Below are 20,534 nucleotides of genomic sequence, written 5' to 3'. Positions count from 1 at the left end.
GCCGACGTCGGCCGGATCGTTGGAATCTCAACTTGGATCGGGGCCGCACGCCCCTCCTCATGGAGTGAACGATGAGGTTTGTCAGAAAGTCGGAGAGTCGTGGTTTCACGCTGATCGAGTTGCTGGTGGTGATCTCCATCATCGCCGTCCTGATCTCGCTCTTGCTCCCCGCGGTGCAGGCGGCACGCGAGTCAGCCAGGCGCACCGATTGCATCAACCACATCAAGCAGATCGGCCTCGGCACCTTGAACTTCGAGAGCACTTACGGGGCCTTGCCTGCCGACGTGGCGAGGCTTGCCCAACCCGACACCAATGTCGACGCGCAAGCGGCGATCCCGACGGCCTGCGGGTCGTTCCTGACTCAGATTCTGCCCTTCTTGGAGCAGAATAACGTCTATAACTTGATCAATATCAACCAGTCGACGTTCAATACGGCCAACCTTCCCCCCTCCACCGGGATGCATTCGGGCCCGAACTCGGCTTACTCGATCGCGATCAACACATTTATCTGCCCCTCGTCGCCCGCTCCGGCCACGATCAACTACTACAACGCCAATTGGGGGCCCTACGGCAACGGTGGCGGCGCTGTCTGCACACCGGGCGCCGGCGGTGGCGGGAGCGGAAGTGTCACGAACCTGAATCCCCCCCCCACCCAGATTTGGGGTCGGACTGACTACTTCCCGATCCCCGGCATCTCCCAGGTGCCACTCATCGCCGCGGGTATGAGCCCGGCTTACATCACCACGGTGGGCAACCCGGCCGCGATCACGGCGGCCACGCCGGAGATCAACTCCGGGACCATCGTCGACCCCCAGATCGCCGGCAAGATCCGGATCGCCTCGATCCTCGACGGCACGTCGAATACCCTGATCGTCTCGGAGTCCGGCTCCAAGCCGATCGGTTACAACGGCAAGCGGCAGATGTACATGTCCGAGGTCAACGGCCGGCTGGTTGACGGCATCATCGAGCCGGTCACCAGCGGCGGCGGGGCCTGGGCCGACCAGTTCACCTACTCCATCATCGCCGGCGCCCAGGGCCGCCAGAACGGCATTCGGGGCGGCACGTGCATGATCAATTGCACAAGCAACAATGAGATCTACTCGTTCCACCCGGGCGGTGCAAACGCCCTCTTCGCCGACGGCTCGGTCCACTTCCTCAAGGATTCGCTCTCGGTCCCGATCGTGGCCGCCCTGGTCACCCGGGCCGGCGGCGAGCTCTTGAGCGCCGACAGCTACTGAGCCGACCGGTCCCGCCCCACTATCACTTCCCCAATCCGGGGCGGCCTTCCCTCGCACAGGGCCGCCCCGCTTTCGATTCCCCGGACTTTCCCATGACGAGAGTTTCGATCCTGTTCGGCCTGGCCTTCCTGCCGGGACTCTGGGGCTGCGGTGGTCGTCCGCCGCGCTCGCCAGGCATCGATGAAGTCGAGACGGCACCGCCGCCCGCCACCTCGCCCCTCCCACGACCCGGGCCGACGTACGAAGCGAACGTCGCCCCGGCGCTCGATCGGCATTGCCTGGAATGCCACGATTCCGCCACGAAGCGGGGCGGGATCGACCTCGATGGCCTCGGCGAACGAGCGACTAGCCGCGAAGACCTCGAGACCTGGGGCCGGGTCGCCGATGCCTTGCACTCGGGGACCATGCCTCCGAGCGGCCGAGCGAGGCCCTCCTCCGCGGAGCTGGCCGCCATCGACGAATGGCTCGACACCAAAGTGTTCCAGTGCTCCTCCCCCGACGCCGACCCGGGCCGAGTCACGATGCGCCGGCTCAATCGGGCCGAGTACGACAACACGATCCGCGACCTGTTCGGCCGCGAACTCCACCTCCACCTCCACCTCGCCGACGCCTTCCCGGCCGACGACGTCGGCTATGGCTTCGACAACATCGGCGACGTCCTGTCGATCCCCCCCATCCTGATGGAAAAGTATCTGGCGGCGGCCGACCGGGCGATCGGAGCGGCGGCTCGTTCCGCTCACGCGTGGCCGAGGATCATGCATCCACCCCTCGACGCGATCCCCACGGTCCACCGGAAGCTCGTCCGTCCTGTTCGATCGGAACCCATCAAGCGGATCGGCCGGCCCGAGCCCGCGGCCCCCATCGTCGAGGACCCGGAAGCGCTCGCCCTCCGCCGGGCCTATGAAATCCTCCGAGGCTTCGCCGACCGTGCCTTTCGCCGGCCCGCCACCGACGACGAATTGACTCGCCTGGTCGCGCTCGTGGAGTCGGCCCGCAAGGACGGCGACACCATGGACGAGGCAGTCGGATACGCACTCAAGGCGGTCCTGATTTCGCCCTCTTTCCTGTTCCTCGTTGAAACGGAACCGGAGCCGGGTGAGGCGGGAAGGAGTGACCCCGTCAACGAGTTCGAGCTGGCCGCTCGCCTCTCGTACTTCCTCTGGAGCAGCATGCCCGACGACGAGCTTTACCGGCTGGCCGCACGGGGTGAGTTGCGACGGGGCGACAACCTGGCGAAGCAGGCCCGCCGGATGCTCGGCGACGAAAAGGCCCAGGCCTTGGTGGACGGCTTCGCCGCCCAGTGGCTCCAGACCCGAAGTCTCAAGGACGTCACGCCCGACCCGAAGCTGTTCCCCGACTTCGACGAACCGCTCCGCCAGGCCATGCTCGAGGAGACCGCGCGATTCTGCGGGGCGATCATCCGTGAGGACCAGAGCGTGCTGGAGTTCCTCGACGCCGATTACACCTTCGTCAATGAGCGGCTCGCCCGCCATTACGGCATCCCCGGCGTCGTCGGCGATCGGTTTCGACGAGTCTCCCTGGCCGGCACTGATCGAGGCGGCGTCTTGACCCACGCCAGCGTGCTCACCGTCACGTCCAACCCGACCCGGACTTCCCCGGTTAAGCGAGGCAAGTGGGTCCTCGACAACCTCCTCGCCATGCCGCCGCCCCCGCCGCCGGAGGGAGTCGTGGGCCTGAAAGCAGCGGAAGGGGCCACTCCCGCCGGGACGATCAGGGAGCAGATGGAGCGGCACCGCACCAACCCGACGTGCGCCTCGTGCCACGCCCGGATGGACCCTCTCGGCTTTGGCCTGGAGAACTTCGATGCCATCGGCGCCTGGCGATCCGGCGAGGCTGGCAAGCCCCTCGACGTCTCCGGGACGCTTCCGGGAGCCGAGTCGTTCCGAGGGCCTGCCGGACTGCGGGCCGTCCTGAATTCCCGCCGGGAACCATTCGCCCGATGCCTGTCCGAAAAGCTGCTCACCTACGCGCTCGGCCGCGGCCTGGGCCTCGCTGACCGCTGCTTCGTCGAAGAAATCGCCCGGACGTTGAAACGCGACGGTTACCGGTTCTCGAGCCTGGTGCTCGCCATCGTCGCAAGCCCTCCGTTTCAGAATCGATCGGAGTCGCGAGGGAAACCATCATCATGAAGACACTCTCAAGGCGGACGGTCCTCCGAGGGGCCGGCGCGGCAGTGGCCTTGCCGCTGCTGGAGGCCATGGGTTCCGATCCCGCTCGGGCGCAGGCCCCGGCGACCAAGGCCCCAACCCGGATGGCCTTCATCTACGTGCCCAACGGGGTCCACATGCCGGACTGGACCCCTCGGGCGACCGGCCCCGACTACGACCTCTCCCCTTTGCTCGAGCCGTTGCGGTCGGTCCGAGACGACCTGCTCGTGCTCAGCGGATTGACGCTGGACCAGGCCCGAGCCCACGGCGACGGCGGTGGTGACCACGCCCGGGCCATGTCCGCCTTCCTCACCGGCACCCACCCGCGCAAGACGGGGGGGGCCGACCTTCGCGCCGGGATCTCGGTCGACCAACTCGCCGCCAGGAAGGTGGGCCAGGCTACCCGGTTCGCCTCGCTCGAGATCGGCTGCGAGGGGGGCCGGGACTCCGGCCAGTGCGACCATGGCTACAGTTGCGCCTATCAGGTCAACCTCTCCTGGCGAGGGGAATCGGCCCCGGCGACCAAGGAGGTCGACCCCCGGCTCGTCTTCGAACGCCTCTTCGCCGGCCGGGTCCGCGGCCAGGCCGATCCAGGCGCCGCCCGCCGAGAGAGGCGCGACCGGAGCCTCCTCGATTTCGTCGCCGAGGACGCTCGCAAGCTCCGAGACAAGCTCGGCGGCACCGATCGCCGCAAGCTCGAGGAGTACCTGTCCGGAGTCCGCGAGATCGAACGACGGATCGACCGGGCCCGGCCCGTGATCGAGGTCGGCCAATCCACCTTGGCCCGCCCAGCCGGCATCCCCAGCGACTACCGCGAGCACCTCCGGCTGATGAGCGACCTGTTGGTCCTTGCGTTCCGGGCCGATCTGACCCGGATCGCGACCTTCGTCTTCGCCAACGACGGCAGCAACCGCAGCTACGGCGCCATCGGCGTGCCCGAGGGGCACCACGACCTGTCACATCATGGCAAGGACCCCCGGAAGTACGAGAAGATCCGGACGATCAATCGGTTCCACATCGAGCAATATGCCTACTTGCTCGACCGGCTCAAGGCGGTCCCGGAGGGCGACGGCACGCTCCTGGATCATTGCATGATCGCCTACGGGAGCGGGATCAGCGACGGCAATGCCCACAGCCACGACGACCTGCCGATCCTGGTCGCCGGCAAGGGGAATGGCACCTTGAAGACGGGCCGTCACGTCCTCCTCCCGAACGGGACCCCATTGACGAATCTGCACCTCTCGCTGCTCGACCGGATGGGCGTCCCGGTCGAGTCGTTCGGCGACAGCACGGGGAGGCTCGCGGCCGTCGACCCCTGACCTCTCCGAACTGAGAGGGTGATTGGCTTCGTTGCAAAAAAAAATGGAAGCCAAGCTAACCCGTTGCGTGAGAACACAGAAGCCGTTCTCATCACTCCCTAGTTTCACGTATCCAACACGACGACACCCCATCGCCACGTTGTTGAAGTGGTAGAAAGGGGGGGGCCCTTTCTACCACTTGATCTCGACACTGAGCATGTCGGACTTGACCGTGGGATCGTCCGTCCCCGTCGCGGTGCCGTTCCGGGTCGAGTTGGTGTTCCAGACGTGGATCCCAGGTAATTCGCGGCATCGATTCGGGTAGAATGGGGCTTCCCCGCGACGAACCAACGTTAACCGCGTGAGAAACCCTCCCAATGCCACGCAAGTCCGGACGTCCCAAACCTCCTGGAAGAAAGGCGAAGCGTGTTCGACCTTCCGCGTTACCGAAGAGGTTCAACGAGGAGCCGGTCGTCATTCGAGCTCGGTTTGCGGCGGCCGGGGAATCGCTGAAGATCCTGTCAGGGCCGCCGGGGGCTCTCAGTACGATCGAATTGGCGCGAAGTATCAATGAGCTCACCGACCGGTCGATCAGGCAGGTCCACGCGGCTTGTCATGACGGGCACCGAGTCGCGTGCCGGAGCGGCTGTACCTATTGCTGCATGGTTCCGGTCGCGGCTTCGGCTCCTGAGGTCTTGGGCATCGCCACTTTTGTTCGCGAGCGGTTCGACGAAGAGCGGCAAGCGGCGCTCACCCGTCGCGTCGAGGCCAACATTTCGGCGACCGCGGGCATGGACATGAGCCAGAGGGATCGCGTCAGGTTGGATTGTCCCTTCCTTGAGGCGGGCAAGTGCACGGTCTATGAAGTCAGGCCAATCGCATGCCGGGGATACTCATCGTACAGCGTCGAGGATTGCAGAGAAGACTACGAGCATCCGGGAACCGGAGTTGAAGGGCATGCCAATGGCCTCCGGGAGCTTGTATTCGGAGCGATCCGCGAGGGACTGGCCATCGGATGCAAGTCGTCCTCGATCGAGTATCGCCTCCTCGAATTGGTCAGAGCCTACAAGATCGCGTCGGAGGATTCGACGCTGGCAGAGACCTGGCGCAGCCGTCCCGGGGCCTTCGAAACCGCGACCGGGGAGAGTGTTTTTCCCGGCCCGTGGTCGGACGAGCTCGACCAGGAGTTCGAGGAGGTGTACCGGGAGACTGTCAATGATCTCGAAAGGAGAAAGGGATTGGTGTAAGCGTTTTTTTTAGAATTGAGTTATGAATCTTTGTTTTGTGGTGCGGCGCGAGCGGGGTATTTTCTTTTTGGGCGATGGTCGTCGTCCTCGGGGTCGATCACCCGCAGTGGGGCGACCGGACAGAATCCCTCTCGCCTGGCAAGTAGGTGACCGTTACCGCGAGTCGCTGAAGGGCTATCCGCTCCTGCGAACCCTGATCGACGACCCGGATGACTCGGTCCGTACCGGGGTGGTCTGGGTCATGGCCTGCCTGCCCACCATGGCGGCAGAATCGGTATCGCTACTCGATGGCCATAACGAGCCGTCGGGCTGGGTCCGCGCCGCTTCCGCCTTTGCGTTCGGCGAGCTGGGTGCCGCCGGACCCTTGCGGCGGATGCTGGCCGGGGATGACTTCCCCGCCGCCCGCTGTATGGCGGCCTGCGAACTGGCGAAGCTTCAGCCGGACGCGGCGCTGATCGGTCCTTTTCTCGATTTCGTCCTCCAACCCATCGATGGCTACGAGAACATCCCCGGTGCCGGAGGGAAGACTTCGGGCGATGCGGCCTTTGCCATTTCCCTTTTGCCTCCCGAGGTCCAGCATCAGGCCATCCCGGCGCTCTGCGATCGGCTCGACCAGCCCCGGCTGTTCGATACCATGCCGCTGGTCAGGACGCTGATCGCGGCCGCTTTTCCCGAGAGAGAGGAGCCGGTGAGGGAGCTGACCGACCTGCAACGCTACGTCCTCGGCCGCATGGTGGATGCCGACGAGTTCTGGAACATCGGCAACCTGTCCTGGGTGTTCCGGGCCCACGGGCTGCCGCAGGACCGCCAGAAGTGCGCCGAGCTGGTTGGTGTGCGCGTGGCCGAAGACCAGGCCCTGGCCGAACTGCGTTACGGGGTGATGTTTGCCGGCATGGGATTCCTTGAGAAGGGGCGTGAGCGGATCGACAGGGCTCTGACGCTCGACCTGGCGGTGTTCGAGCGAGCCGTGGCTCCAGACGAATGCTGGCTGCTCTGTGCCAAGGCCTTCGCCGAGACGGACCCGGAGCGGGCGCTGGCGGCCTACCATCACGCGGTTTCGATTAACCAGGCCATAGCGGACAAGGTCCTGGTGACCTGGAGACTGGCGGACCTGCTCGCTGAGAGAGGGTCAAAATAGGCTGGTGTCTTGCCGAGCCGTTCCTCGACATCGAAATCCCTCTTCGCCGAGGCCCGTAACCCCGATTCACTGACTCCGGCTCCGGCGGGTCGGGTTCGACCGACAACCACGAATAGCGTGCCAGGCGTTCGTATATGGCCTTCATGGCCGCGTGATCGTCGCGCAGTCGCATGTCCCGATCGATCCCGCCCGTCACCTTCGGGACATTCTCGGGGCAACTCCGCTCTTTTTGAGGTTCTCGACCAGGGTCGGGTAGGTGTCGACGTTCTCGCGGTGGAGGAAATTCGCCAGGGCATGCCGGGCGGCCCGCTGGTCGAATTGGTTCGACCTTGGGTGAAAAAGGGGGCATGGTAATTATTGACAGTTGTCGATATTCGCCATGTCCCCCTTGCCTTTCCCGTCCTCACACTTACTCGATCGTGCAGCGTCTAATGGTCATCGGGTCACGGCAGGCCCATCAGGGCTGCGTCACGGGGTAGACAGCGAAGGGATGGCATTGAGCCCGGCAGGCGAGGATGTAGACGCACAAGCCGGTGAACAGCGTACCGACTCCCTCCCATGTGTAGACGAGCGTCCTGTCATTGGGGAAGAGGAGTTCATCGGGGACGAAGCAGACGAACCCCATCGGTGCCCCGCAGGAACAGAGTAGTTTGTTGGGCGGATCGGTATCGCCTCCCCAGGTGGGCTGCCCCCCGACCTTGAATTCCCTGGAGCAACAACGCCTGGCCCAAGGATTGGTGCTCGTGCCGGGGAGTCCGGGTTCCGCCTCCACGGCAATTTCTTTCATGACGGGCTCATCGTCGTCATCCTCGTCGAATGGTTCCTCATCTGGATCCTCCGTACCCGTCTCAACCTCCTTGGTGAATTCCAAGGAGCAGGGTTGGATGAACTCCTCGGGGGCGAGAAAATCGGATTCGCCCCCTGGCCTGATGAGCATGATTCGGTAGAACCGGTTCCACCCGTCTTCATCTTGGATGCCGTTGAGATCCCAGTAATTTGCTCGCAGTTGATCTTGGGTTTGGGCTTTCGCTTCGTTTAGGTAGAAAGAGTCATATAGAATATCCGCCTGGTCATTGCATGCCTCGCACATGAAGACGGCGAGGTGGCTGCCGGTCTCGAACGGGAGCCCGAACTCTTCCCGTAGATCAAACTGAAAATAGAGGTTCATCCGCTTGCCGCACGAGCAGGCGGGGTAATCCATCCCCTTCGGCAGGTAGGGGTAGCCGCCGATCGAGTCCCGGAGCCTCTCTGAAGGGTCGGCTGGCTTGAACTCGACTCGATGGTAAATGAGCGGCTCGGACATCTTGCCTCCTCTCCCGCTTAACGTGGATGCCATGGGCGACGCCGATAACTTACCGCAAATTGGGATCTGGGTCATCTCGGATTGAGACCGCCGGTACCTGTTTGAGCCAGAAAGGGGGTGAAAAACTGGCGATGCCGATGGAAGAAAGGGAATATGTGGCGGTTGTCGATAACTTTTGATAATTGATATGCGAAATTAAGTGTGGTGATTTTGAGCGTATGAGCTTCGTATGCTGATTGGGTGATTTCTGTTTGGCAACCCCGTTGGACGGTATTGCCGTTAGCCTACTTCAATTTTGCCGACAGATGACATGCTTACTTGCCACTCGAAAGCTAGCCGAGCGGGGGGGGGAAGATCCCGTTGCGGGCGATCCCAGGCAGACTCGGCCAAGGTTCCTCGATACCTCCTTGGGTGCCTCGGCGACGGTGAATGAGCCGCCAGGCATCATCGCTGCGCTGACCCGCGCGACGTTCAACTCCGCTCAGAGTGGTTTCGCGGAGAACTATTGGAATGGGCGGGCTTCGTGACGAGGTTCATGGGCTGGTGGGCTTGAACGTGGTCATGGGCCGCGATCGAGTTTCGCGACGGGGTGGTTGTGACCGGCCGCGGATGGGCGACATTCGTGATGATGGTTGGGGGATGGTGCGCTCCGGCGAGAGCCCGAACTTGGTGGGGACTCTGCGCGGCGCTTGGCGTGACCGGGAGGGGGTGGGCGGCCTGCGTGACCACGCGTAGAGCCGCGCTACTCACGACCGGAACTGAAACCGAGACCGAGGCCGCATGCGCCGTGGTGGGATTCCCTGCCAGAACCATCGGATCGATCACAGGCATTGGCGACGGCCCCGCAGTGGTGCCTGTCGGCGGGAACGTCGGACTCTTCGGAAGCACGATTCCAATCGGGGGCGACATCCCGGACATCGAGCCCGAAATCGAAGCCGTCCCCTGAGTTGACTCCGTCGTCCCGACCGGGCTTGAGGAACTGGCTGGCATGGAGGGCATATCAGACATGGAGGACATCCCGGATGAACTCGAGGAGGCCATCGGAATGCTTATCGGCATGGAAGTCATCGCAGGCGCCATCATCGCAGGCGTCGACATCATCATGGATGAATTGCCTGTTGACATCGACATGCCCATCGACATGCCCATCGACATGCTCATCGACATGCCGGACATCATCGCCCGTCCTTCAAGAGTCTCCACCGAGATGGACGCCCGCCTCCTTTGCCGTGGCGTACCGGAGAGACAGCCGTCTCTCGTCTGATTCAATTTCATGATTTTCCCCGATTCGAGTAAGTGCCAAGCGGGGAATCTCCCTATGCCCCCTCAGGCAGGTTCATGGGGGCCTCTGCTCCTTGTCCCCCAATCCACCCTGCGAAGAATGCCGGTGAAATCCTTCATGAACATTTCGGATCCATCGCGAATTTCGAGGGGGGGGGAGTCTGAGTCACTGAAACTGCCAGACAGATTCTTGCTGATTCCTTACTTGCGCGATCGCACAGTTGTTAAAACATGCGGATATTCCAAAATTTTTCCTGGCACTTCTTGAAGCGTCTAACCTCCTTTCCGAAGTCGGACTCGGGGGAGGAGGGCCTGGTCAAGGGGCGATCGGAGAACCTGCGGCCCGAGTGGCGTAGGACTCGATCGTCTCTGGCTGCCGTGCCAGGTCCGGCAAGAGGTGCAGCAAAAGGAGCGTGGCGATCAGCCATGTAGGAAATGGTGGAAACGAGGGCGGGCAGCCTGGGGGCGAAGTGGCCCCGTCCTGGCCGGGCGTGCTGGCGGTTTGTTCAGAGTCCAGGGACGTGATCGGCGGTCAGGCACGTAGACTGATTGCATCGATTTAATCAGTTGTTGCAAGTATCCAAAAATGGGAAGACCCCGCCCTGTATTCAGTCGACGAGCGCGTGCCCGAACATGTTCTGCTCGCGGAGCCGGCACCCGGGCGGGGTCAACGTCGGAATGGGCGACGGCACCGTGAGGTTCATCAAGAACTCGATCAGCCTTGCCACCTGGCGTGCGGCCGGATCCAGCCAGGGGGGCGAGGTCATCAGCGCCGACGCGCTCTGATCGATCCCTCCACCAGGCCTGGAAACCTGGCGGGGCCGGCCGAGCCACGCGAGGGCGCCCGAGTCTCGGCCGCAGTCAACAACCACCGCCTTCCCTTTCAGGCGGTGGTTGTACCATGGTCCTGTGTGGTCGAACTCCGAGCCGCCACCGATCAGGACGAGGTGGAGTCGGAGCGTGGGCGAGCCTCGTGGGAAACGAGCCGGGCCCGCCTCCCGCGGGACCGGATCAGCTCGGTGGCGAGCTGCGTGAGCGCCTGATCGTCCCCGGTGAGCATCAGGTCGTCATGAGTGGAAGAGCCCGGGGAACCGTCATGGGTCAGGTCGGACCCGGGCAGGCTCCGCACGCCGGGTCCCAGGTCTTCGGCCATGACCCCCGCCTCCTTATGGCCGAATCCCAGGAGATGCCCCATCTCGTGCGCCAGGACGCTCAGGAGGTCGATCCGGCCTTGCTCGCCCTGGTCGCCGGACCTGGTGAACTCGCGGTCGTTGCCGGGTGTGGGGTCGAGGAACCAGCCGTGCCCGGCGGCGTCCCGGTCGATCCAGATCATGCCGTCGCCCGTCCAACCCAGTTGCATCCCCGGCAGGTCGGCGATCCGGATCGGGGTCGTCGTCAGCGCGGCCAGGTTGGTCCCCGGGGGCAACGATCCCTGCCAGCTCGCCGCGGCCTCCACGACGAGGGGAGCCATCGCCTCGGAGGTCAACGGGGAGGGCCCGGCTGGCGCCGCGGCCGGTTCGATGGTCGCCATGAGGGCGCCGGAGCCGCCGACCGGGGTGGTCATATCGGTCTGGATCTCGGACTGGGCGAGGGCCCGGCTGTAGATCCGGACCTCGTCGATCAGGCCGTTGAAGTACTCGCCCCAGATCGAGTTGCCGCCGATCCGCAACGGGCTGTTGGAGGTGGTGATGTTCCCGGTGAGGGAGCTGGTCTGGACCAGAACCCCGTTGACGTAGAGACGCATCGCCGCACCGTCGTAGGAAGTCGCGATATGTGTCCAGGTGTTGAGTGGTAGGGCCGATGTCCCCATCACGTTGAAGTCCGTCCCCGACCTGTTGATGTAGCCCGCCGGCGGCCGCGAGGTGTCGTCCGAAGCATAGAGTGAATAGGCCAGCCCGCCGGGCCGCTCCTTGAGGATCGCGGTGGTCCAGCCGCTAAGGGCGACGGGGTTCACCCACGCTTCCAGGGTCAGCCCGCTGGTCAGGTCGAGCAAGGTGTTGTCGGCCACGGTCACCAGGGCGTTCGTGCCGTTGAAGGCGAGCGCATTGCCGAAGCGCCCGGAGGTGCTCCATGTCGCGTTGGAGAGCGAGCCGTTCAGGCCATGACCGGAGATGTCCGCGGCGGTCGTACCGGTCCCCTCATTGAAGCCGTAGGCCGCGACGAGGCCGGTGGTGTCCACGTCGTCATTGACGATCGTCCCCAGTCCCTGTGCGTCGGCGATCGTGGCATTGGTCGGGGCGGTGAGGTTGAGGGTGAAGGTTTCATTCGCCTCGACGAGTGTGTCGCCCTGGACCGTGACGCTGACCGACTTGCTGGTCTCGCCGGGGGCGAAGGTGAGGAGGGTGGTTGCGATGGCGAGATAATCGGCGCCTACGCCTGCGGTGGCGGTTCCGTTGGCGGTGGCGTAGGAGACGGTGACGGTCTGGGTGCTGGGAGCGGAGAGGGTCACGTTGAAGATGGCGTTGATAGTGCCGGAGTCCCCCTCGGTCACGGACACGTTATTGACGGCGAGGGAAGGGGGGGGAGGGGCGGCCACGGTGGTGAAGGACCAGGTGAAGTCCGCGGCCAGGGGGTTGCCGGCCAGGTCCTTGACTCCGGTTGAGCCTCCCTTCACGCGGGCCGTGTAGGTCGTCGCCATGGCCAGGTCGGTGGTCGGGTTGAGCGTCACGATCCTGGTGTCGCTGTTGTAGGCCACCGTGGCGGCCATCAGCGCGTTGTTGGGGCCGCGCAGCTCGAACGAGGCGGTGGTGACCGTCGTCGGATCGATCGCCTCGCTGAACTGGGCGGTGACGTTTGTGGAGACGGCGACCCCGGGCGCGTTACTGGCCGGCGTCGTCGCGCCGACGGTGGGCGGGGTGTTGTCCACGCTACCCCCGCCAATCGGCGTATTCATATCCAACTGGATCTCGGGCTGGGCCAGGGCCCGGCTGTAGATCCGGACCTCGTCGATCAGGCCGCTGAAGTACTCGCCCCAGATCGAGTTGCCGCCGATCCGCAACGCTCCGGAAGAGACAGCGATGGAGCCGGACTCTGAGGAGAAGTTGACCAGAGTCCCGTTGACGTAGATCCGTAGCGAGGCGCCGTCGTAGGTGGCGGCCAGGTGCGACCAGGTATTCGCCGGGAGCGTCGCCGTCCCCGGGGCCGTCCGGTCGATGTCGCCGATCCGTGCGAAGATGCCGGGGCGAGGGACGTCCTGGCTGGCGTAGAGCCCATAGGCCAGCCCCGCCCCGTTCTCTTTCAGGAGCACGGACTCCCAACCGCTCAGGGCTGTCGGCCGGATCCACGCCTCGAGGGTCATCGCGTTCGACAGGTCGAGCGTGCTCGCGTCGTTGACCGTGACCCAGTTGCTCGTGCCGTTGAAGGCCAGGGCGCCTCCGAATCGGCCGGTCGCCCAGGTGGCCCCGCTGATCGTGCCATTGTTTCCCCTGCCGGAGGTGTCGGCGGCGGTCGAGCCGCTCCCCGCGTCGAAGCCGAAGGCGGCGACCAGGGTGTTCCCGGCCGAGATGTTCACGGAACGGCTTGGGGAGGGATTCCCGATATTGGCGCTGTCATCCGTGGCACGGCTCTGGATGAGGGCCAGGCCGCTGATTGCCGGGGTCCAGGTGAAGCTCCAGTTGCCACGGCCTTCGGCCCGACGCCACGTATTGCCGCCGTCCACCGAGACTTCGACGCCGCCGACTCGCCCCCCACCCGTGTCCGACGCGGTCCCGGTGATGGTGATGGGAACGCCGATCTGGAGGATTGCTCCGGACGAAGGCGAGGTGACGATCGATGTCGGGCCGATCAGGTCGGTTGAGATCGCGGCGTGGACCAATCCGGGCTGGAGCGTCCCGGGCTGGACGCCCATATCGGCGAATAGGTTCACGGTCGCCTGGCGCATGCGCTGGTCTGGCGTGGTATCAACGCCGTCATGGGTCCCGTCCAGCCCCCATGACCACTGGACCGTCCCGGCGCCGAAGACGAGGGCCCCACTGCTGGCACGGTAAAGCGTCAAGCTATGAGTCGCCCTCCCCGGCTTGACGACACAACCGCACGAGGCGCAGGCCCCGCTGGGATTGGCCCCGGTGCCACCGAATGGGCAATTGACGTAGCTGTCGTCGAGCAATTGAGGCACATCTTGCGTTGTCGATGAGAGGCGGATCAAGCCGTCGGGCCGAAATTCGTTGTCGCGATCCTCATCCCACTCGTAGCCGAGGACCTGGTCTCCCAAGGTTGCGACCTGGCCCGATGCGAGCGTAGCCACGGACGTATTGCGCCATAACCGCATCTGTCCGTCGGCTTGAGTCACTGTCATGGAAGTCCCCGTGTCTCCTCCAGGTCCACGGTTGACGACGAAGATTTGTCCCGAAAGTGCGTTCTCCGACAGTCCGCCGTCCCCGACAGTGCGATAACGCGGGTCGCGCCAGGTGCCGGTCCAGACGTTCGGCAACGGATCGATCTTGGCGGCCTCGTTGGTCTCCTTGTAACAGACCAGGGTTCGATAGGGGGTGTGGGAGGAATCGATACTGGACTCCCATCGCGTTTTCCAGTAGATCTCATTGCCGCTGAAGAACGCGAGATGAACGCCGGCAGCACGCGCCGCCTCGACGTTGGCTCGCTGGGCACCGGACCAATACTCGTCGTGACCGACCGAGAGATAGCCCTGGTGCTCGAGAATCTCGGCGCCGTACCGGTCCGCGTCCACGCCGGTGAAATAGCTGACGTTGTACCCGTTGGCTTCCAGCCAACGCACCATGGGATACTCTGCGCCAAAGACGAAGTCGCGCCCGTTGTAGGTGCTCGTCCGAGTCATGAACGGCCGGTTGTAACTGATCTTGAAGGCTCGGCCGGGATTCGTCCCGAGAGGACCGGTGTAGAAGCTCGTCCCGCCCCAGTCGTTGTAGGCCTGCCACGTCGTGTCGGAGGTCTGGAACAAGAGGTCGGAGTTGCTGTCGTCGTCCCGGACGACGAAGACAATGAAGCTTGCCCCGCCCGTGTCCTCGCGAGTTAGCCTGGCGAAGTAGATCCCCGATGTCGCGCTGGAAGGGACCGCCCAGGAGGCGGCGACTGCCCAGTTGCCGGCATCGACAAGCGCCGTAGTGGGGTCCGTTAGCGGGGCCGGTTGAACGATGCGGAGGGCCTGGGCCGGTGCAATCGTCGCCACCTTCCGGGCTCCCAATCCGCCGTAATAGCCCATACGGTAAATATCAATATGGTATATCGCTCTTGACGTATTGTTGATTTTGAACGAGACAGTCTGGCCCTGATCGACGCTTATGTCGGTGGCGAATCCCTGGAGCGTCGGATCGCCCGATCCGACGATATCCCACTCGCTGGGCGGATTACCGGGCAACTGGTTCTCGGTCACGATCGGATTGACCGCGAAGAGGACCCTCTCTTCGAGCGCTTCATATTGAGGGCGTGCCTGGAATCGTTGCGTTCCCCCTGCGGGCCGACGACGGCGATACGGCTTACTCATCGTTGGGATGCTCCATGTGGAAGATTCAGAGAAGTCGCCTGTGAGACCGCCCGGTTGGTCGTGAGGACGACGACTGGGTCGGTTCGATCAAGGGCGGACCAGGCCCCAGATCAACGAGGCCCCGCACTGCGGCACCGCCATGCCTCTTCGGACGACGATTGAAGACAGCTCGCCGAGCGGTCTGGCCCGCACGAGAAGCTGTCTTCATCGACATGCGAAGCGCTAGGCCGATGCAGGATCCGAGTCGCGCCGCGTGAACGACCGGGTGAGGAAGGCAGGTCTTGCCGAGCGGCTTGTGGAAGACCTTCCCCCGTGTAAAGCGTTTCGCCCGCGAGCGAAACGTGCGGGGACTGCCGATTCCATTCGTGTAGATATGCTCACGAGGCAGATAACCTTCCGATTCACTTCGTTCCCCCGGTGAAGGTGTGGCAGGAACCAGGGACGGAGGAAGCGTGCCAGTGCGATGCGAGGTCCAACGACCGAGGGCGGCTCGCGATCCGAGGGGCCCGTCCCCCACCCCAATGCTTACAAACAGTTCCGAGATCTCACTTCGCACCAAGCCTCTGGCTCACCGCTCCGAGAGGGCGGCCGGCCGCGATGGCGTTCGGTAAAGTCTTGGCCCAGGTCCGGGACGCTCTCCACTCATGGTCACGGCAATGTGGTGAGGGAATCAGTCTACACGTTGCTTTTTATGGAACCGTTGTTGGCGAGGAGGGATTTCTCGGCTGAATCCTTGCGTCATCCGCACTTCGGGCGTCGCCATCATGGTCTGACCGAGCAAGCAGGAATCCAGGTGTGGATCGCGACGGTGGCCTGGATTCGCGGCCAACGTGGCATGAATGTGGGGGGTCGCGAAAGTCTCGATAAGGCAGGCGGTATCCGTTCGCATCGCGTCCAAGCCGAGGAAAATATGGGGGGTCGCGTGGACCGGGCCCCTCACCCATTCGGATGGCCACGTTTTGCTTTAATGGGCGCAGGGTAAAGGGAAAACGATTGAGCAAAAAATATCGAGAATTGTGACCATGATGTCACTCCGGTTTCGGGCGCTCACGAGACCCGGCCCAATCCGACTCGTGAGTCCGCCTTATCGACCCCTGAGTCGTCACTCCGGCTCACGCTCGGGGGACTCGGATCCGCCAACCCGGCTGTCTATCTTCCGCCGTAGGTTGTTGGTCCGGACGTTTTGAAGCGAGCGGCGCGTACCTTGAGCCGATGGGTTGCCAAGGCACCCTCAGGATTGGATCGGATTCAACGCGACTTCGGAACCACGGCCCAGTTCAACGGCGGTGCGGATCCACCGACAAGTTGCGGGCTGGACTCATCCCCCGAGTATCTGATCTAGACTGACGCGTGTACCTCCTACACGCATTGAGAGTGATGGTAAAAGCTTATGTCCCGATAAGTTGGAAAAAGCGCCTCTTTTCAAGGCTCGAACTCGCCTACGGGGAGAGATTCATTGCGAGCCCGTCGCTCGTTCATTTTCGAGACGCCAATCATCGCGTCACAGAGCCAGCGTACTTCGATGGTCTCGAACCTCAGAAGTGATTGCTTTCCGAAGTTCTCTCTGGACACAACGATATTGCACGCTCCGAAGAAAATACAACCGAAGATCTCATAAATCGCCATGACGTAATTTGATGCCGAATTAATAAGTCTGCAGATTTCAAAAAAATATTTGTGATTCGCCAAAATAAAACCGAATTCGGTTTCTTCTTTCCCCACTTCCTCAGAAAATCGATGATCCAAAAGACACAATGTCGCTACGTTACCGGGTTTTCCGCCCTGGTCCGTCAACCCGGTGCCGTTGCCACGTTGTGAAACGAGCCAGCCCATGCAAAGGCTCAAAGACAGGGAGCTTACGCTCCCCGCTCGCCTTCCAGGCGAGCGAAATCTAGGGAGCCACGATCGGAGTCGTCCTTTGGTTGTTGGTCTTCGCTCGCCTTTCCAAGGCGAGCGAGGAGCGTAAGCTCCCTGTCTTGGGGCTGACGAAGAGCCCTCGGTAACGTGGCGACAGTCTCATAAAAAAACGCGTAATAAGAATAAACGTTCGCTAAATCCAGTCTTGCCACGGTGGCTATCCCACCGGCGCGATCGACGGCCAGGCGCTTAGACTGGATATCGCCGGGGTTCTCTTGAACGCCGATCGCATGATCGGGGCGGGGCGATATGGCAGGATTTGTCGGATAACTGTCCTTTGAGCCAAGACGAGCGAGGAATAGGATGCTGATGTGGGCCGTGATCGAGGTCTCGCCCTGGTCCTTCGGCGAGGACCGGCCTCTCATGGAGGCCCCGCGAACCGCAGGTGGAGGAAGCCCATGGGCGTGACGAGCGAACGACGGACGGGAGGGAGGGGCCGGGGCGGCCCGAGGGTCGTTGTGCTGGCCTACCCCGGTGTCGACCTGCTCGACGTGGCCGGCCCGTGCGCCGTGTTCGACGCGTTCGATCGGGCACCGGGGAGGTCGGAGGAAGAGACCACGCCCGGGTATCGCGTCGAGGTCGTCTCGACTGGGGGCGGCTCGCTCGTGGAGACGTCGTGCCGGGTCGTTCTGGTCGCCGAGCGCGATTATCTGTCGGTCCGAGGGCAGATCGATACGCTCCTCGTCGCGGGCGGGGACGGGGCCTGGCGGGTGGCGCAGGATGAGCAACTCCTGCGCTGGCTGCGCCGCATGGCACCTCGCGTCCGGCGGATCGGGTCGGTCTGCACCGGCGCGTTCGTCCTGGCAGCGGCCGGGCTGCTCGACGGCCGGAGGGCGACCACCCACTGGCAGTGGTGCCCGCGCCTGTCCCGCGACTACCCGGCCGTGGCCGTCGAGGACGACCCGATCTTCGTCCGCGACGGTAACGTCTACACCTCGGCCGGCGTCACCGCCGGCATGGACCTGGCCCTGGCCCTGGTGGAGGAGGACCACGGCCACGACGCCGCGATGCGGATTGCCCGCCACCTCGTCATGTTCGTGCGCCGGCCGGGCGGGCAGTCGCAATTCAGCGCGGCCCTGGACCTCCAGGCGGCCGAGCGCCGGCCGCTCCGCGAGTTGCAGTCGTGGATCGCCGGGCACCCGTCCAGCGATCTCTCGGTCGGAGCCCTCGCGGCCCGGGTCCACATGAGCTCGAGGAACTTCGCGCGGGTCTTCCGCGTCGAGGTGGGCCAGACCCCGGCGCGGTTCGTCGAGCGGGTGCGAGTCGAGGCTGCCCGTCGGCTCCTGGAGGAGTCGGAGACCGGACTGGACCAGATCGCCCGTGAATGCGGATTCGGTGGGGCCGACTCGATGCGACGGTCGTTCCTGCGCGTCCTGCGGGTCGCGCCCAGCGAGTACCGCGGCCGGTTCCTCTCGGAGCCGGTCCGATCGGCCTCGAGTTACGTGTTGCCGGAGACGGAAGGCGCAGAATTCGCCGCGGGTGCGGGGCGATCGTCGTCCGCGCCTGGTGTCGGTTGAGTGACCCTACGGGGGTAATCACGATGGATCGCCGGATGGAGTCTCGCGAACGGGTCACCCAACTCAAGCGGCTGCTCGAACGGCTCTGCGACCTCATCGCCACCTCGTCGTTCCGCGAGTGATACCCGGCACGTTTCCGGTAGGAGTTGGTGTATGTCGACCCGCGTCCTCATGCATCAAACCGCCCTGAATGTTTCGAATCACATTGTGTTGATCCTCTCTTTTTTGGAGTCGAATCATGGCTGAAGTCATCGCGGGGATCCGAATCCCCGACAGCAAGCTGGCCCGTGAAGCGACCGACCTGCTGCGCGAGCATAGCAGCCCGTTGCTGCTCGCCCACTCTCTGAGGGTTTACCTGTTCGGGGCGATCCAGGGCCGCCACCGGGGCTGGGCGGTCGATCACGAGCTGCTCTATATCGGGTCCGTGTTCCACGACCTGGGCCTGACCGCGAAGTACCGCAGCCCGAACCATCGGTTCGAGGTCGATGGGGCGAATGCGGCCCGAGACTTCCTGCGGGCCAACGGCATCGACGAACCGACGGCCGAACTGGTGTGGGACGCGGTCGCGTTGCACACGACGCGGGAGATCCCGTGGCACAAGCGGCCGGAGATCGCGCTCCTCAACGGTGGGGCCGCGGCGGATGTCGTCGGCGTCGGGCTCGACGAGATCCCGACCGGCGACCGGGATGCCGTCCTCGCCGCGTACCCGCGTGTCGACTTCGAGCAGGGGATCATCCGGGCGTTCAGCGAAGGCTGCGCCTCCAAGCCCGCGACCGCATTCGGGACGATCAATGCCGACGTGCTGGAGCGGACGCTGCCCGGCTACCGCCGTCCGAACTTCTGCGACCTGATTGCCGCCAACCCGCTGGGAGGATGATCAATGCCGGTGGGTATGACGACCCCGTCTGGCGATACCGAGCGACGGACGTGGATTTGCTTCGAAGCCATCCAGGATTACTGAAATGGAGGTTGTTCATGTCGGAAATCATCGCAGGCATTCGGATCCCTGACAGCAAGCTCGCCCGCGAGGCGACCGACCTGCTCCGGGAGCACGGCACGCCCTTGTTGTTCGCCCACTCGCTCAGGGTCTTCCTCTTTGGGGCGCTCCGGGGCCGCCAACGAGGGCTGCAGGTCGATCACGAGCTGCTCTACGTCGGGGCCGTGTTCCACGACTTCGGGCTCACCCCGAATTACCGGAGCCTGGACCATCGGTTCGAGGTCGACAGCGCCAACGCGGCCCACGAATTCTTGCGGGCCAACGGGGTCGACGAGGAGTCGGCCGGTCTGGTGTGGGACGCGATCGCCCTGCACACGACTCCGGAGATCCCCTGGCACAAGCGGCCGGAGATCGCGCTGGTCACCGGCGGCGTTGAAGCCGATGTGCTCGGTGACGGGCTCGACGAGATCTCCGCGGAAGACAGGGCGAGCGTCCTCACCGCGTACCCGCGCGTCGACTTCAAAAAGGGGATCGTCCAGGCGTTCGCGGATGGATTCGCTTACAGGCCGGAGACGACGTTTGGGACCATGAATACGGATATCCTGGAGAAGACCCAACCCGGATATCGCCGGCTGAATCTGTGCGACCTGATCGCCGCCAATCCGCTGGGAAGGTGAGCGGTTCGACCCCTCATCGCCCCAGCGAGACCGACCACCCCGCGGACCTCGGGGTAGGGGGCTAGAGCGGTTAACGATCGCATTGCGCACGGTGGAGGAAAACGGGGACTGGCTCCCGGCCCGCTCGATGCTCGGCTTTTCCGGACGACCTGGCGGCCGGGTGCCTGTCCCCGTTTTCCGGGCCGTCACGGGCGGCCTCGGCGGAAAGGGGGACAGGCACCTCCGCTGCGCTCCGGAGCCAGTCCCCGTTTCCACACGTGCTCCTGAGTCTTGAGACCAACCACCGTGCGCAACGCATCCGCAAACCGATCTAGTTCGTACTTGTTGATGTTGTCGGCGTGAGAAGTCGGTCCCG

At 63.9% G+C, this 20,534-nt stretch carries 15 protein-coding genes; 12 read left to right on the top strand and 3 right to left on the bottom strand.

Annotated elements, in window-relative coordinates; all coding sequences use genetic code 11:
• Positions 1-71: 71 nt before the first annotated feature.
• The 5 genes from V5E97_RS25365 to V5E97_RS25345 all read left to right on the top strand — a co-directional run bounded on the left by V5E97_RS25365 (position 72) and on the right by V5E97_RS25345 (position 7,089).
• Positions 72-1,238, top strand: coding sequence for a DUF1559 family PulG-like putative transporter (locus tag V5E97_RS25365; RefSeq protein ID WP_406694377.1), 1,167 nt, complete (start codon positions 72-74; stop codon positions 1,236-1,238).
• Positions 1,239-1,330: 92 nt separating this feature from the next.
• A complete protein-coding gene (locus V5E97_RS25360) occupies positions 1,331-3,388 on the top strand; it encodes a DUF1592 domain-containing protein (protein WP_406694376.1) in 2,058 nt (685 codons plus the stop codon).
• Entirely contained in the window at positions 3,385-4,725 is a 1,341-nt protein-coding gene (locus tag V5E97_RS25355; protein ID WP_406694375.1) for a DUF1552 domain-containing protein, read from the top strand. The genes V5E97_RS25360 and V5E97_RS25355 overlap by 4 nt, the downstream gene beginning before the upstream one ends.
• 356 nt (positions 4,726-5,081) lie before the next feature.
• Positions 5,082-5,951: a YkgJ family cysteine cluster protein gene (locus tag V5E97_RS25350; protein WP_406694374.1), complete on the top strand. Its 870-nt coding sequence runs from the start codon at positions 5,082-5,084 to the stop codon at positions 5,949-5,951.
• A gap of 106 nt (positions 5,952-6,057) precedes the next feature.
• A complete protein-coding gene (locus V5E97_RS25345) occupies positions 6,058-7,089 on the top strand; it encodes a HEAT repeat domain-containing protein (protein WP_406694373.1) in 1,032 nt (343 codons plus the stop codon).
• Between the two features lie 457 nt (positions 7,090-7,546).
• Here the strand turns inward: V5E97_RS25345 and V5E97_RS25340 are convergent, their stop codons facing one another.
• A complete protein-coding gene (locus V5E97_RS25340; RefSeq protein ID WP_406694372.1) occupies positions 7,547-8,392 on the bottom strand; it encodes a DUF1963 domain-containing protein in 846 nt (281 codons plus the stop codon).
• Between the two features lie 510 nt (positions 8,393-8,902).
• Here V5E97_RS25340 and V5E97_RS25335 point away from each other — a divergent pair.
• The 4 genes from V5E97_RS25335 to V5E97_RS25320 all read left to right on the top strand — a co-directional run bounded on the left by V5E97_RS25335 (position 8,903) and on the right by V5E97_RS25320 (position 10,459).
• A complete protein-coding gene (locus V5E97_RS25335; protein WP_406694371.1) occupies positions 8,903-9,127 on the top strand; it encodes a hypothetical protein in 225 nt (74 codons plus the stop codon).
• The gene (locus V5E97_RS25330; RefSeq protein ID WP_406694370.1) at positions 9,114-9,338 is read left to right on the top strand and encodes a hypothetical protein; all 225 of its coding nucleotides are present in this window, start codon (positions 9,114-9,116) and stop codon (positions 9,336-9,338) included. The genes V5E97_RS25335 and V5E97_RS25330 overlap by 14 nt, the downstream gene beginning before the upstream one ends.
• Positions 9,339-9,398: 60 nt before the next feature.
• Positions 9,399-9,656 (top strand): hypothetical protein, encoded by a 258-nt coding sequence (locus tag V5E97_RS25325; RefSeq protein ID WP_406694369.1) that lies wholly within the window; start codon positions 9,399-9,401, stop codon positions 9,654-9,656.
• A 650-nt stretch (positions 9,657-10,306) separates the two neighbouring features.
• Positions 10,307-10,459, top strand: coding sequence for an H-X9-DG-CTERM domain-containing protein (locus tag V5E97_RS25320; RefSeq protein WP_406694368.1), 153 nt, complete (start codon positions 10,307-10,309; stop codon positions 10,457-10,459).
• A gap of 151 nt (positions 10,460-10,610) precedes the next feature.
• Here the strand turns inward: V5E97_RS25320 and V5E97_RS25315 are convergent, their stop codons facing one another.
• On the bottom strand, positions 10,611-15,131 hold the full coding sequence (locus tag V5E97_RS25315; protein WP_406694367.1) for a N,N-dimethylformamidase beta subunit family domain-containing protein: 4,521 nt from the start codon (positions 15,129-15,131) through the stop codon (positions 10,611-10,613).
• Between the two features lie 1,422 nt (positions 15,132-16,553).
• Positions 16,554-16,964: a hypothetical protein gene (locus tag V5E97_RS25310; protein WP_406694366.1), complete on the bottom strand. Its 411-nt coding sequence runs from the start codon at positions 16,962-16,964 to the stop codon at positions 16,554-16,556.
• Positions 16,965-17,446: 482 nt separating this feature from the next.
• On the opposite strand from V5E97_RS25310, the gene V5E97_RS25305 reads away from it, so the two are divergent.
• The 3 genes from V5E97_RS25305 to V5E97_RS25295 all read left to right on the top strand — a co-directional run bounded on the left by V5E97_RS25305 (position 17,447) and on the right by V5E97_RS25295 (position 20,179).
• Complete coding sequence (locus V5E97_RS25305; protein ID WP_406694365.1) at positions 17,447-18,565, top strand: GlxA family transcriptional regulator; 1,119 nt, start codon at positions 17,447-17,449, stop codon at positions 18,563-18,565.
• 238 nt (positions 18,566-18,803) lie between these two features.
• Complete coding sequence (locus V5E97_RS25300; RefSeq protein ID WP_406694364.1) at positions 18,804-19,442, top strand: HD domain-containing protein; 639 nt, start codon at positions 18,804-18,806, stop codon at positions 19,440-19,442.
• Positions 19,443-19,540: 98 nt separating this feature from the next.
• Positions 19,541-20,179, top strand: a complete 639-nt coding sequence (locus V5E97_RS25295) for an HD domain-containing protein (protein ID WP_406694363.1) — start codon at positions 19,541-19,543, stop codon at positions 20,177-20,179.
• Positions 20,180-20,534: the final 355 nt, after the last annotated feature.

It is taken from the genome of Singulisphaera photorubra (genome assembly GCF_045290345.1).
Lineage (GTDB): Bacteria > Planctomycetota > Planctomycetia > Isosphaerales > Isosphaeraceae > Singulisphaera.
Note: the sequence above shows the minus strand (reverse complement) of the source record. Positions and strands in the feature narration are given on the sequence as shown.

What these genes read in the sequence shown, in the direction of transcription:
- V5E97_RS25365 (WP_406694377.1), top strand. Translation starts at nt 72, where the DNA reads ATGAGGTTTGTCAGAAAGTCGGAGAGTCGTGGTTTCACGCTGATCGAG.
- V5E97_RS25360 (WP_406694376.1), top strand. Translation starts at nt 1,331, where the DNA reads ATGACGAGAGTTTCGATCCTGTTCGGCCTGGCCTTCCTGCCGGGACTC.
- V5E97_RS25355 (WP_406694375.1), top strand. Translation starts at nt 3,385, where the DNA reads ATGAAGACACTCTCAAGGCGGACGGTCCTCCGAGGGGCCGGCGCGGCA.
- V5E97_RS25350 (WP_406694374.1), top strand. Translation starts at nt 5,082, where the DNA reads ATGCCACGCAAGTCCGGACGTCCCAAACCTCCTGGAAGAAAGGCGAAG.
- V5E97_RS25340 (WP_406694372.1), bottom strand. Translation starts at nt 8,392, where the DNA reads ATGTCCGAGCCGCTCATTTACCATCGAGTCGAGTTCAAGCCAGCCGAC.
- V5E97_RS25335 (WP_406694371.1), top strand. Translation starts at nt 8,903, where the DNA reads ATGGGCGGGCTTCGTGACGAGGTTCATGGGCTGGTGGGCTTGAACGTG.
- V5E97_RS25325 (WP_406694369.1), top strand. Translation starts at nt 9,399, where the DNA reads ATGGAGGACATCCCGGATGAACTCGAGGAGGCCATCGGAATGCTTATC.
- V5E97_RS25320 (WP_406694368.1), top strand. Translation starts at nt 10,307, where the DNA reads ATGTTCTGCTCGCGGAGCCGGCACCCGGGCGGGGTCAACGTCGGAATG.
- V5E97_RS25315 (WP_406694367.1), bottom strand. Translation starts at nt 15,131, where the DNA reads ATGAGTAAGCCGTATCGCCGTCGTCGGCCCGCAGGGGGAACGCAACGA.
- V5E97_RS25310 (WP_406694366.1), bottom strand. Translation starts at nt 16,964, where the DNA reads ATGGGCTGGCTCGTTTCACAACGTGGCAACGGCACCGGGTTGACGGAC.
- V5E97_RS25305 (WP_406694365.1), top strand. Translation starts at nt 17,447, where the DNA reads ATGGGCGTGACGAGCGAACGACGGACGGGAGGGAGGGGCCGGGGCGGC.
- V5E97_RS25300 (WP_406694364.1), top strand. Translation starts at nt 18,804, where the DNA reads ATGGCTGAAGTCATCGCGGGGATCCGAATCCCCGACAGCAAGCTGGCC.
- V5E97_RS25295 (WP_406694363.1), top strand. Translation starts at nt 19,541, where the DNA reads ATGTCGGAAATCATCGCAGGCATTCGGATCCCTGACAGCAAGCTCGCC.